Origin of the sequence: Vibrio sp. TH_r3 (genome assembly GCF_033101115.1) — a bacterium.
In the GTDB taxonomy this organism is placed as follows: domain Bacteria; phylum Pseudomonadota; class Gammaproteobacteria; order Enterobacterales; family Vibrionaceae; genus Vibrio.
The window spans coordinates 76760-90274 of sequence record NZ_JAWMPW010000001.1 but is presented as its reverse complement, the minus strand read 5'-3'; the positions used below and the strand labels follow the sequence as shown (position 1 = coordinate 90274).

The window sequence follows — 13515 nt, the reverse complement described above, 5'->3', positions numbered from 1 at the left end:
AAAATAAAACAAACACAACATGTAGGGGTGTGGTGTAGAACGGATTACAAGATAGTGCGTTTTGCTTAACTTTTCAAGAGTGTTAGTTTGTGGATAACTTGGGGAAAATATAAAAGGGTTAGTAATTGCTTACCGAGGACTTTAGGTGCTAATTAGTAGTCAAAAGTAGCCGCTTCATTGAATGTTATTTTTCAAAGAAAATAAAAATATTTCGCTTGATCTTTGCCAACTTTTCAAGATGAGGATCTTTGTTTAATATTTATAAAATAGTGGTATTAAAAATGAGCGAATGCATGGCGAAATTCTAATCTTTTGCCGCTATTTATAGTGAGTGTTTTTTGTTCTAACTGATTTTTATCGATGTTGTTTTTACTGAAAAACAAACCGCATTTGAAAGTTATGTAATACCAATACAGTTAACTGAATAAGTTGTCTCTATTGAGGGGATATTTTACTTGGTAAGCCGTTTCAAAGCGGTTTGATAACGGCTGTTTAGATAATAAATTTTCATGCTTGTCGGCATGTATGGACAATGTAGTTTACATCCACTTTTTCCCCTAAACGATAGCTATCCGTCAGCGGGTTATAATGTAATCCAGTGATCCCTAGTTCTACTAAGGTGGTTTTATCAAGCATATTGAGGAGTTCAGATGGCTTAATAAATTTTTCATGATGATGCGTACCTTTTGGTACCAGTTTTAAGACTTGTTCGGCACCAACAATAGCAAATAAGTAGGACTTAATATTACGGTTTAAGGTAGAAAAAAATACATGTCCACCGGGTTTTACTAATTTTTCACACGATCTTATGACAGAAAGCGGATCGGGAACATGCTCTAACATTTCCATACAAGTAATAACATCGTAACTGTGTGGATTCTGTTCTGCATGATCTTCTATCGTACTTTGAATGTAATTGAGTGTTGTTTGGGTTTCTAGTGCATGTAGCCTAGCAACTTCTAAAGGCTCTTTTCCCATATCTAAGCCGGTTACTTTAGCACCTTGTTTCGCCATACTTTCAGACAGAATACCTCCGCCGCAACCCACATCTAATACCGTTTTATCGAACAAGCCATTCGCTTTCTCTAGTACATAATTGAGTCTGAGTGGATTAATTTGATGTAGAGGTTTAAATTCTCCATCTAAATCCCACCATCTTGAAGCCATATCTTCGAATTTTTTAATTTCAGCTAAATCAACATTTACTACAGGTGACATTGTTTGGTTCTTACTTTTATATAGATGATCGGATGATTATAAACGCTAATGATTCATTCTGAAATCGAAACTGGACGATCTTGTTAATTTTATCAGTGCCATACCAACGCTACTGCCAGACTTTACTAAGATAAATGGATTCACTAACTATATCTGTGAACCTTTAGTATCAGCAGTGAATTGGCGAATCGAACTGACTAGACTAAATAATAAGCAATTTAAGTTGATTAATTCACCGATTATCAATTGATTAGACTGGATTCGATAATATTTATTTGGATTAATCGCAAATAAATGCAATAACGAGGTAAAAGGTGAGTGAAAGAGGTGCGATATAGCATCTTTTTGTGTTATATTTTCCGACCTTGCACGTATTCAATATACGATCAAAATACAGAGGGATAATGGCTCTATGAGCGATTTAGCTAAAGAAATCACGCCCATAAACATTGAAGATGAACTACGAGGTTCATACTTAGACTATGCGATGTCAGTTATCGTAGGACGTGCACTTCCAGATGTACGTGATGGTTTGAAACCTGTTCACCGTCGCGTTTTGTTTGCGATGAATGTACTGGGTAATGATTGGAACAAAGCATATAAAAAATCTGCCCGCGTAGTGGGCGATGTTATTGGTAAATACCATCCACACGGTGATAGTGCTGTTTACGATACGATTGTACGTATGGCACAGCCTTTTTCTTTGCGTTACATGTTGGTCGATGGCCAAGGTAACTTTGGTTCGATAGATGGCGACTCAGCCGCTGCAATGCGTTATACCGAAGTTCGTATGTCGAAAATTGCACACGAACTACTTGCTGATCTAGACAAAGAAACGGTTGACTACGTACCTAACTATGATGGTACAGAATTTATTCCAGCAGTGCTGCCAACCAAAGTACCTGCTTTATTGGTTAATGGTTCTTCTGGTATTGCTGTTGGTATGGCAACCAATATCCCACCTCATAACTTAACTGAGGTAATAGAAGGCTGTCTTGCCTTTATTGATAATGAAGACATCACTATCGATGAGTTGATGGAATTTATTCCAGGCCCTGACTTTCCTACCGCCGCGTTAATCAGTGGCCGTAAAGGGATTGTTGATGCTTATAAAACTGGTCGTGGTAAGGTTTATATGCGTTCTAAAGCGCATATAGAAGCGGATAAAAATGGTAGAGAAACTATCATTGTTACTGAAATTCCTTATCAAGTGAACAAAGCCCGTGTTATTGAAAAAATTGCAGAGCTTGTAAAAGATAAAAAAGTTGAAGGTATAAGTGCATTACGTGACGAGTCTGATAAAGATGGTATGCGTATTGTTATTGAATGTAAGCGTGATGCAGTTGGTGAAGTTGTTTTAAATAACCTTTACTCACTCACGCAACTTCAAACTACCTTTGGCATCAATATGGTTGCGCTTGATAATGGCCAGCCTAAGCTTTTCAACTTGAAAGAGATGTTGAAATGCTTTGTTAATCACCGTCGTGAAGTGGTTACTCGCCGTACTATTTTTGAACTGCGCAAAGCTCGTGAACGCGCACATATTCTGGAAAGTCTAGCGTTAGCGTTAGCGAATATAGATGAAATTATCGAATTGATTCGTAATGCAGCAACGCCGGCAGAAGCAAAAGCAGGTTTGATTGCTCGCGGTTGGGATCTTGGTAATGTTGCAGAGATGCTTGAACGTGCTGGCACCGATGCCGCTCGTCCAGAATGGCTAGAAGATCAATATGGTATTCGTGATGGTCAGTACTATTTAACTGAACAACAAGCTCAAGCTATTCTAGAACTTCGTCTACATCGTTTGACTGGGTTAGAGCACGAGAAAATTCTTGATGAATATAAAGCGCTGTTAGAAGAAATTGCAGAGCTGATGCTTATTCTGTCTAGCACTGAACGTTTGATGGAAGTGATTCGCGAAGAACTAGAAATTGTCCGTGACAATTTTGGTGATGAACGTAGAACTGAAATCATTGCTGCTGTGCATGATATGGACATGGAAGAACTGATTGCGCAAGAAGATGTGGTTGTTACTTTATCGCATGAAGGTTACGTTAAATATCAAATTTTAAATGATTATGAAGCGCAACGTCGTGGTGGTAAAGGTAAGAGCGCGACTAAAATGAAAGATGAAGATTTCATTGAACGCTTACTTGTCGCTAATACCCATGACAATATTCTTTGCTTCTCAACTAGAGGTAAGGCGTATCGCCTTAAAGTATTCCAACTTCCTCAAGCAAGCCGAAATGCTCGCGGTAAGCCTATTGTTAATATTCTTCCACTTGAAGAGAATGAACGCATCACAGCTATTCTTCCAGTAACGGAATATTCCGATGACAAATTTATCTTTATGGCTACTGGTGATGGTACGGTTAAGAAAACATCATTAGCAAGTTTTGCTAATGTCCGCTCTAACGGCTTGATTGCAGTTAATTTGAGAGATGATGATTCTTTAATTGGTGTTGATATTACCGATGGCAATAGTGACATTATGCTGTTTTCTAAGTCAGGTAAAGTTGTTCGTTTCAAAGAAGAGTTGGTTCGAGCTATGGGTCGAACTGCCGCTGGCGTACGTGGTATGAAACTGGCTAATGGTGATCAAGTTGTGTCACTTATTGTACCTGCCAATCAAGGTAATATTCTTACCGTTACCCAAAACGGATACGGCAAACAAACACCGCTAGACGAGTACCCAACTAAAGGTAGGGCAACTCAGGGTGTTGTTTCGATTAAAGTATCTGAGCGTAATGGTCAAGTTGTTGGCGCCGTACAAGTTGAAGAGCGTGATGAGTTTATGATGATCACCGACGCTGGTACTCTGGTACGTACACGCGTTTCTGAAATCAGTCAGGTTGGCCGTAATACCCTTGGTGTTACGTTAATCAAGACAGCTGAAGATGAGAGTGTTGTGGGTCTTCAAAGAATCGATGAGATTGAAGAAGCTGAAATTGAACAAGTCGAAGGCGATGAAGTCGCAGCGACGAGTCAAATAGATAGCGATTTATCTGCCCAAGATTCCGACCCTGAAGTCGATGATTCTGAACCATCATCAGAACAGTAATTTGTATCTAAATCTAGAAAAACCGGGCTGATAGTCCGGTTTTTTTTTGCTTACAATGTTACGGTTATGAGATTATGAATTGAGCTAGAATTGTTTTTATATGTCTTTTTTTATTTTATGCGTAATACTCACTTTAGTTGTATTTATTGGTCACTTTAAATGGCAAAAATCAACCAGTGTAACCACTCCGATTATAGTCTCTATTTGTTTATCCGCATCAAGCTTATTTGTCTGGTCGTTTATTGTTTCACCTGAACACCGAGTATCAAAAATGACCAAGCTTGAACAACCTATGACGATTGATGAAATTATTGTAGAAATACAAGATAAATTAACACAAGACAGAAACAATCAAGATTTATGGTTTCAATTAGGGCAGGGCTACTTTGCTAATGGCGAGTTTGCTAATGCCAATACATGTTTTGATTACGTTATTCGGTTAACAGAGTCACCTTCTTCTACGGTATATGCAGCGAAAGCAACAGCACTGTATTATCTAAGTTCTCAAAGAATGACCAAGCAAGTACAATACCTACTTGACCAGGCTTTAACAAAAGATCAACTAAATGATACGGCTTTGATGTTAATCGCCAACGATCACTTTATCAGTTTCAGATATGACAAAGCGATAGAAATATGGCAGAAAGTTTTGGATTCTGAACGACAAGGTATTGATAGAGTCGCGATTATAAACTCGATTAATAAAACCCGAGAACTGAGTCATAAATAGTTTTTGCGCTATTTAATATTAGCCTTATTTACATTTTTATCGGTTAGTTATTTACCCTGAGATCGGATTAATTGTTCATACCCAAAAATGCCAGCGTAAGCTGGCATTGATGTTTAAGACTAACTAAATAATAATTTACTTGGCTAGTAACTATACTTAGCTTGGCGTTCCGCCGCTTTCTCTTCCCACTGAGGGACAAGAGTTTTCAAGAACTCTGCTTTCTCTGCCTCCATCTTATCCATGTCCATGCCGAGTGCTTTCTGCGCAGCAGCTTTGGTTGAGATATCTGGAATAGTGACAGGATCATTGATTCCTTTCTTAGCTAACAAGCGGATGATTTTAGTTCGAGCATCAGCAGCTCTATCAACCGCTGTTCCAAGGATTTCTAGAGCAACTTCAGGAGCATGCATATGCACACCATGAGAAGCAATAGCATAATCCCAACGCCACTGTGCATGACGGATATCCATCAGAATAGATTGCATCTCTTCTTCAGTTGCTCCTGCTTTCCATGCTTCGCCTGCTTCAAAATGAGCAGCAACGATTTGTTTTTCAGCAATAAGTTTCATGTTAGTGACTTGAGCTTTACGAGTCGAAACAACTTCTACGAAGTACTCTTTCTCTTGCGTATGGCACTGTGCACATGTGTTGTCGAAGGCATCTAATGGATTACCGACTTTATGATCAGTGTAGATAGTGCCATCATCTTGTTCAACTTTCGGCATATGACAGTCAGCACAAACGACACCATTTTTACCGTGAATGCCCATTCGCCAAGTTTCAAAACCTGGGTGCTGTGCTTTCAACATCGGTGCTTTAGATACTTTATGTGTCCAATCTTTAAAGTTGATTGAATCGTAGTATTGCTCCATTTCGTCAACTGTCGTCCCGTTATCCCATGGAAATTTAACGGTTTTGTTCGGGCCAGTAAAGTAGTACTCAACATGACATTGGGCACAAACAGTGGCCTGCTTTTCTAGATCAGATTGCTCTGAAAAAGGCATATCAATCGTTTCAAAAGCTCGCTCAACGTAAGGTCGAGTGATCATTAGATCTGGCTCACCATTTTTGAATGCTTCGCTTTTTGTGTTGTGGCAATCTGAACAGCCAATAGGATTGACTATTTCATGGCCTAAACGAGCCCATTTACCTTGGAAATATCCATCTTCTCCTTTTTCTTCAATGACGCGTGCTACATCAGGCGATTTACAACTCCAACATGCCATTGGCATAGGACCTGTTTTTTCGTCTGTTGGTGCTCCTGTACGAAGTGTTTCACGTATATCATCGATGGCATAAAAGTGCCCGCGTGCTTTGTTGTAGTCTTTTGCAAAACCGTAACCAGCCCACATGATTACCATATTTGGATCACTCGCTAACGCATCTTCAATAGTACTGCTCTCAGAAGTGGACTTCCAAGTTTCGTACTGTTGACTATGCGCACTTTCAAAGCTTTCATTACGAGGATCGCCTATTTTGCTCTCTTCAGCGACAACATTAGTGACGCTTAATAAGCCCGCCGCTAATATTGTTACTGACTTCGATACCCAGTGCTTATTCATGGTGTTTATCTCCATGTTTGTATGATTATTAAAATAATTACTCCATGATGTTTCTTTTTGTTACCTAGCGTTGTGGACTGGTATCCAAAATAAAAATTGGAAGTACATAGATATGTTAAACATAATATTTAAATAAGATAGAAAGCCTTATTACTTAATTGTTTTAGATCAATTTAAGTAAGTGATCAGGAGCACGGTTTATTCTTTATACCTCTAAAGTGGTATTCGTTGGTGTTTTAATAGTTGTTTTTATTCAAATAGTTATGATGGTTGCTTTTATATTAAGATTGATATTTAGCTTGAGATACGTCACTGTTTTGTAGTAAAAACCAGTATTTTTTTGTGGTTTATTTATAATGGTTTGTATAGCGTTGTGGCTGTCCTAAAATAAGAATTGTTATCGTTTGAAAAAATTTAATAATGTTCAAACGTTTTTATTACTTATTTAGATCTGTTTTCTACACTAAATTAAAATATATATTAATTTAATGTATATATTCTAATTATTTTTTGTAGAAACATTCTGAACTGAGGAAAGGATAAATGGCCAATATAAAATTGACCGTAGCCATAATGCTGAAGTCTCTTCTCATATTATGTCTCTATGGTTTTTCTATAAATGTCTATGCGGACACAGCGAGTGATAATGTCAAAGTTGAACCAGAGCGAAAGAAACTGGTTATCTCTCGTAAAGATAAACAATGCGTAAAATGTCATAAGAAATCTTACGACTCTTTGCATGGTTCTCATGGATACAATGCAGTGGATGAGTTAGGTAAACAAGTTAAGTGTGCTGATTGTCATAATAAAATAAGTTCTCGTCATCGTAATGGCGCACCTAAAGTTACCAAATATTTTGAAGCTCAATCTAAAGTAGGCACGAATAAACGAGTGCTTAGTCAGACCGAAATACTCGCGGCAAATAAAGAATGTACTGATTGTCATAAGCCAGAAGATTTACGAGAAAATTACTGGACACATGATGTACATGCAAAAAACCTCACCTGTACCAATTGCCATAATGTTCACGCAAGTAACGCTAAAGTGCTTGGTTTTGACCATAAGCAGAAAGTTCAGCTGTGTGTTGATTGTCACTCAGATTTTAGCGACGTTAAGCAAGCGATGCCAAAACAGAAAGACAATGAGTAGGAGAGATAACATGAGTTGTTCTAGACGAAACTTTTTAACCGGTGCTGGTGCCGTTATCTTTACTACTAGTATTGCTAGTACCAGTGCTTTGAGTAATAAAACACTCGCGAACACAATGGAAGATGGTAAAAAACGCTATGGTATGGTTCATGATGAAACTGCGTGTATCGGTTGTACAGCATGTATGGATGCGTGCCGAGATGTGAATAATGTCCCCGAAGGCGTTGCTAGATTAGAAATAATTAGAAGTGAACCACAAGGTGAATACCCTGATGTTGATTACCGTTTCACGCGTAAATCTTGTCAACATTGTGATAATGCCCCTTGTGTGATGGTTTGCCCAACAGGTGCGGCTTATAAAGATGAAGAAACAGGTATTATTGACGTTCATCATGATAAATGTGTCGGCTGTGGTTATTGTTTAGCAGCGTGTCCTTATCAAGTTCGATTTTTCCATCCGGGACACAGATCGGCTGATAAATGTAATTTCTGTCGCGATACCAATTTAGCTCAAGGTAAATTACCTGCTTGTGTTGAATCTTGTCCTACCAATGCACTTATTTTTGGAGACTTAAACGATCCCACCTCAGACATTAACACTGTACTGAAGAGTAATATTATCTATAGAGATAAGCTAGAACTGGGTACTAAACCTAAGTTGTATAAAATTCCACACCAGAAAGGGGAGATTTAGCAATGGAAACTGCATTTAATTTCGATACTTTGGTCTGGGACTGGATTATCGCTATCTATCTATTTTTAGCAGGTATGTCCGCTGGTGCGGTAATGATTTCAATTTACTTAAAGCGTAAAGTTATAGAGGGCGACCCGGCGCAAGATGGCATATTGAAAGCCACAGCGTGGATAGCGCCATTTGGTATCATTTCAGGTTTGACTATCTTAATTTTCCATCTAACAAAACCGTTAATGTTTTGGAAAATCATGATCCACTTTAATACCAGCTCAGTGATGTCCATGGGAGTTATTCTATTCCAAGTTTATCTAATGGTTCTGTTCGTTTGGATAGCGATTATATTCAGACAAACCATCAGAAAATATACGCCCAACTCCCTTTCGTTTGTTGATGGTATGATAGTGAAACTGGCTAAATTGGAAAACTTTTGGGAGCTTTTCTTAGGTTTTATGGCGATTATGCTCGCCGCGTACACTGGCTTTTTACTTTCTGCGCTAAAAACTTATCCTATGCTTAATAATCCTGTATTGCCTATTTTGTTCCTGTTTTCAAGTTTATCGTCGGGAGCCGCGGCATGTATGCTGGGCGGGATTGTGTTCTTCAAGCAATCACCAACAAGTATAACCGCTAAATGGGTACACAGTTTTGAACGTCCTGTCGTGATGTTCGAGCTGTTTGTTATGCTGTGCTTTTTTACTGGGCTTATTTTTGGTGGTGGGCAAGGGGAGCTTGCGGCATATAATGCGATCGGTAGTGGTTTTTGGGCTAGCTGGTTCTGGTGGGGAGTGATTGTATTTGGAATGTTAACGCCCTTGGCACTTAACTTCTTTATGCCCGCAACCATACGTCATAAACACAGCTTTATTTTTGTTGTCACTATACTTAGCTTGGTGGGCGTACTGATGTTACGCACGTTTGTTCTTTATGCTGGTCAAATGACCGTTGTATAGGAAATATAGGCTCAACGTTAATCGTACGAGATTTTAACCATTAGGGTTGAGCCTAATTATAATTTTATGTATTCAGATATAGGTCAGTTCTCTCTTATTATTGTTGCTATTAGTTCACTCTTCTGCGTAATTTCAGTTTTAGCGACATGGTTATGGGACAAACAAACCGCTATTGGCAGCGTGATAACGTTGGTTCATGTGTGTTTGCTTTTTTCTTTGTTCTCTATCTTAGCGTTGGCAACTGCGTTTATCTTGGATGATTTCTCGTTAGTTTATGTGGCGGCGCATTCAAATACTCAACTGCCGGTATTTTTTAAAGGCGCGGCAGTATGGGGTGGGCATGAAGGCTCATTATTATTCTGGGTGCTCACACTATCAATTTGGAATTCTGCGATAGCACTTAAGCATAAAACCTTACCTGCGGCTTATTTGTCCAAAGTGCTATTAGTTTCATCATCTTTAGTTTCTATTTTTGCTTTCTTTACGCTTCTAGCTTCGAATCCATTCGAATTAAGTGGTATTTTTCCTCAAGAGGGAAGAGATTTAAACCCGATGTTGCAAGATGTTGCACTCATATTTCATCCTCCACTTTTGTATATTGGTTATATTGGTTTTGCTTCTAGTTTTGCGTTTGCGTTGGCGGCATTGTGGCAAAAAGAGATCCCAAGTGCATGGTTAGCGGTTAGTCGCCAGTTTAGTCTTTTTGCTTGGACTTTTTTAACCGGCGGAATATTACTCGGTGCGTGGTGGGCTTATTATGAATTAGGTTGGGGAGGATGGTGGTTTTGGGATCCAGTTGAAAACGCATCATTGCTTCCTTGGTTGACAGCAACAGCATTAATACACAGTTTATTAATTAGTCAACAGGAAAAACGGCTACTTAAATGGACCTATGGGTTATCATTTATTACGTTCTCTTTAAGTATATTAGGCACTTTTGTCGTTCGTTCAGGTGTCATCACTTCAGTGCATGCCTTCGCAGTTGATCCTACTCGGGGCTTAGTTTTAATTGGTATATTGGTCGTGTTAGTGCTGTTGGGATTTGGTAGCCAAATTATACGAAGCAATGATATTCGCTCAGCGGTTATTACGCGTTACAGAAGTCGAAGTTTTGTATTTTTACTGGGTAACGGTTTATTTACTATTGCTATGATCACTGTGTTACTTGGTACTTTTTATCCGATGATTTTTCAAATTTTCGGCCTTGGTAAAATATCAGTAGGTGCGCCATATTTTAATACGCTGTTTGCTCCTTTAACGTTTTTGGCGTTGGTTTTAATGACGAGTAGTACCATGCTAGTTCGTGCAAAATTGCAGCTAAAATCTATTTTTTGGTTGACGTTAGCGGCCATTTTGTTAGGCGTTATTTTATATCGTGCTCAGTATCAGGCCTTACAGCCAATGGTTTTAACTACTTGGGTTTTGAGTCTATTGGTCAGTTTTGGTTTGTTAGATAGAGTGATTATCACCAAGTTGAATAAGCAGCGGTTCGCTCTATTGCCAATGATTTTGGCCCACACCGGTATGATTTTGCTTTGTATCGGTGCCAGTATGAACGCTTACCACTCGGTTGAAACCAGTGCCAAACTTGGAGTTGGTGATCAGATAGAGTTTGAACGTTTTCAGATTGATATTGAAAAACATCAGTTATTTGTTGGTCCGAACTATACGGCTGAACAAGTGTATGTAGTGATAAATAGACAAGATAGAGTGGTTGCTGAACGAAGGCATTACCAGGTGCGAGTAATGAATATGACAGAACCGGCTATTGCCACTTATTGGCATGGCGATCTGTATATTACCTTGGGAGAAAAGCTTCACGATGGTTCTTTTGCAGTACGTATTCAGTATAAAGCTTATATACAATGGATCTGGTTTGGAGGGTTGCTAATGGTCATGGGAGGGGCATTGGCTGTATTGATAAATAGCGGCCAATCTAAATTCTATTTATCTAAACGTACAAAGAATCTTGACGAGCAAAAGCATGAAAATAGTTAACATACAATTTGTTAAGCTAGCCAGTTTGTGTGGTCTATTGATCGGTATATTTATGCTGTTTTATTTTGGCTTAGTAAACTCTAATCAGCAATCGACTACGCCGCTGCTTAACAAGCCCGTTCCTCATTTTAATTTACAGTCGCTACTGAATAATAATGGGTTAGATGAAACCATATTGCTTGGTGAGCACTATAAAATTTTAAATGTTTGGGCGTCTTGGTGTGCTGCTTGCAAAGTAGAACATCCTTTTCTGCTTGAATTATCCACAGCAGGTATTGATATAATTGGCTTAAATTATAGAGATAATAGAGCTGATGCAATCAAAGTTATTGAATCAGAAGGGAACCCGTACCGAGAAATTATTTTTGATCCAAATGGTCTACTTGCATTAGATCTTGGCGTACTAGGCGCCCCTGAAACGTTTTTAATTGATCCGCAAGGTAAAATTCAGGCACGTTTCAGCGGCACTATTGATTCAACCATATGGCAGCAACAATTTTATCCTTACTTAATAAAGTAATGGTAAAACTTAGCTAGCGTATTCACGTTTGTTTTTCAGCATGGCCACTTATATTTTTAGTAGGAAATATGAATAAGTTAACCGCTCTATTTACCTTTTTTATTGTTTCAGTATCCATTGTATTGCCAGCGTATGCGCAAGATAGTAACAACACGGTTATTTTTTATGATGATAATAAAGAAGTGGCTATTCAAGCGGAGCTATTCGAATTTGAATCGGAACAGCAACGGCAAGATGCAGTGCAGCTGGCCAAAAGTCTACGTTGTCCTCAGTGTCAGAACCAAAACTTGGTCGAATCTAATGCACCGGTTGCCAAAGATCTGCGTTTAAAAGTGTATCAGATGGTAAAGCAAGGTAAGAGCGATGAAGAAATTATCCAATTTATGACTTACAGGTTTGGTGATTTTGTTCTTTATGATCCAGTGTTATCGTACCGAACATTAGTTTTGTGGCTGTTGCCTATTGTATTGACAGTAATGGGCTTGTTTTTAGCGTTTAAAATGGTCAAAACCAGTCCTTCCGTTGATTGAACTAAAAATGATGTGCTGCCGAATTAATCTCAAGTGCTTACAAACATCCCGATGGTTTAGCTATATTGGTCGATCCAGAGTGAATATCGCTTGAATAGCTAGATAGTTGTTATAGTATAACAATCTGTTAAAAACTGACCTTTGTTAATCGTTGGTTTAAGACTAATAGTGATAACCTAAAGCTATTGTTATGACTTAAAGCTATGATGGTAAAGTTGTTGCTAACAAAGGGTTCGTTGAAATAGAATTATTCACCCCCATGTTGTAATTAATCCAAATAATCCCAAGCTTGTGATGCCATATAGGCGACATGAGTGTGTTAAGTGAGTATAAATATGGCTGAAGTTCGTGCCAGAGTCGCCTTAAAAGTAGGTTTAAACAGTAACATTGATGCAGAAATTCTGTCGTTTCATGGTCTTAAAAGCGATAAAGAACACGTCGCGCTTGTGTTTAAGAATGCAGATCAATCGGGTGAAACTCCATTGGTCAGAATGCATTCAGAATGCTTGACTGGTGATGTTTTTCATTCATCGCGATGTGATTGCGGTGAACAACTAGAAGAAACGATCAACAAAATGGGTGAGCAGGGCGGTATTATCCTTTATTTACGACAAGAAGGTCGAGGGATAGGTTTGTACAATAAAATTGATGCCTATTTATTGCAGAGTGAAGGCATGAATACTTACGAAGCGAATAACCATTTAGGTTTTGGTGATGACTTACGAGATTTTACCGAAGCCGCTGAAATGTTATTTGCTTTAGGGTTGAAAAAAATCAAGCTCATTACTAATAATCCTAAAAAAATCAAGGAAATAAAAGAGTTAGGTATTGAACTTGAAGATGTCATTAACACTTCTGCACATGTAAAGAGTGGTAACGAAAATTACCTTAAAGCTAAAGTTTCTCATGGTAAACATAATTTAGATCTATAAGAATTTCACCGGCACCATTTATCTATAAAACCACTCGTTAAAGCGGGTGGTTTTTTCGTTTTTACCGCTATACCTGACAGCATATTGCTTTTCTTCTATATCTAGCTTTTTCTGCTTGTTGCAATAACTTTCCAATTTAGTATTATACCGAACACGAATAGTAATGATAAC

At 38.4% G+C, this 13515-nt stretch carries 11 protein-coding genes; 9 read left to right on the top strand and 2 right to left on the bottom strand.

Annotation, left to right across the window (positions count from 1 at the left end; genetic code table 11):
* Window positions 1-507: 507 nt before the first annotated feature.
* The gene (gene ubiG, locus R3X26_RS00390) at window positions 508-1218 is read right to left on the bottom strand and encodes a bifunctional 2-polyprenyl-6-hydroxyphenol methylase/3-demethylubiquinol 3-O-methyltransferase UbiG (RefSeq protein WP_317715142.1); all 711 of its coding nucleotides are present in this window, start codon (window positions 1216-1218) and stop codon (window positions 508-510) included.
* Window positions 1219-1630: 412 nt separating this feature from the next.
* Between ubiG and gyrA the strand changes: the two genes are divergently transcribed.
* Entirely contained in the window at window positions 1631-4279 is a 2649-nt protein-coding gene (gene gyrA / locus R3X26_RS00385; protein WP_317715141.1) for a DNA topoisomerase (ATP-hydrolyzing) subunit A, read from the top strand.
* Between the two features lie 100 nt (window positions 4280-4379).
* On the top strand, window positions 4380-5009 hold the full coding sequence (locus R3X26_RS00380) for a hypothetical protein (RefSeq protein WP_317715140.1): 630 nt from the start codon (window positions 4380-4382) through the stop codon (window positions 5007-5009).
* A gap of 143 nt (window positions 5010-5152) precedes the next feature.
* Here the strand turns inward: R3X26_RS00380 and nrfA are convergent, their stop codons facing one another.
* On the bottom strand, window positions 5153-6571 hold the full coding sequence (nrfA, locus tag R3X26_RS00375) for an ammonia-forming nitrite reductase cytochrome c552 subunit (RefSeq protein WP_317715139.1): 1419 nt from the start codon (window positions 6569-6571) through the stop codon (window positions 5153-5155).
* A gap of 543 nt (window positions 6572-7114) precedes the next feature.
* On the opposite strand from nrfA, the gene nrfB reads away from it, so the two are divergent.
* The 7 genes from nrfB to R3X26_RS00340 all read left to right on the top strand — a co-directional run bounded on the left by nrfB (window position 7115) and on the right by R3X26_RS00340 (window position 13344).
* A complete protein-coding gene (nrfB, locus tag R3X26_RS00370; protein ID WP_317715138.1) occupies window positions 7115-7720 on the top strand; it encodes a cytochrome c nitrite reductase pentaheme subunit in 606 nt (201 codons plus the stop codon).
* Between the two features lie 10 nt (window positions 7721-7730).
* Complete coding sequence (nrfC, locus tag R3X26_RS00365; RefSeq protein WP_317715137.1) at window positions 7731-8414, top strand: cytochrome c nitrite reductase Fe-S protein; 684 nt, start codon at window positions 7731-7733, stop codon at window positions 8412-8414.
* A gap of 2 nt (window positions 8415-8416) precedes the next feature.
* A complete protein-coding gene (gene nrfD, locus R3X26_RS00360) occupies window positions 8417-9364 on the top strand; it encodes a cytochrome c nitrite reductase subunit NrfD (protein ID WP_317715136.1) in 948 nt (315 codons plus the stop codon).
* Between the two features lie 66 nt (window positions 9365-9430).
* Entirely contained in the window at window positions 9431-11362 is a 1932-nt protein-coding gene (locus R3X26_RS00355) for a heme lyase CcmF/NrfE family subunit (protein WP_317715135.1), read from the top strand.
* Window positions 11349-11882, top strand: a complete 534-nt coding sequence (locus R3X26_RS00350) for a DsbE family thiol:disulfide interchange protein (protein WP_317715134.1) — start codon at window positions 11349-11351, stop codon at window positions 11880-11882. The genes R3X26_RS00355 and R3X26_RS00350 overlap by 14 nt, the downstream gene beginning before the upstream one ends.
* Before the next feature lie 68 nt (window positions 11883-11950).
* Window positions 11951-12412 carry a heme lyase NrfEFG subunit NrfF gene (nrfF, locus tag R3X26_RS00345; protein WP_317715133.1) on the top strand — a complete coding sequence of 154 codons (462 nt, stop codon included), beginning with the start codon at window positions 11951-11953 and terminating at the stop codon, window positions 12410-12412.
* A 335-nt stretch (window positions 12413-12747) separates the two neighbouring features.
* The gene (locus tag R3X26_RS00340) at window positions 12748-13344 is read left to right on the top strand and encodes a GTP cyclohydrolase II (protein ID WP_317715132.1); all 597 of its coding nucleotides are present in this window, start codon (window positions 12748-12750) and stop codon (window positions 13342-13344) included.
* The last annotated feature ends 171 nt before the right edge of the window (window positions 13345-13515 follow it).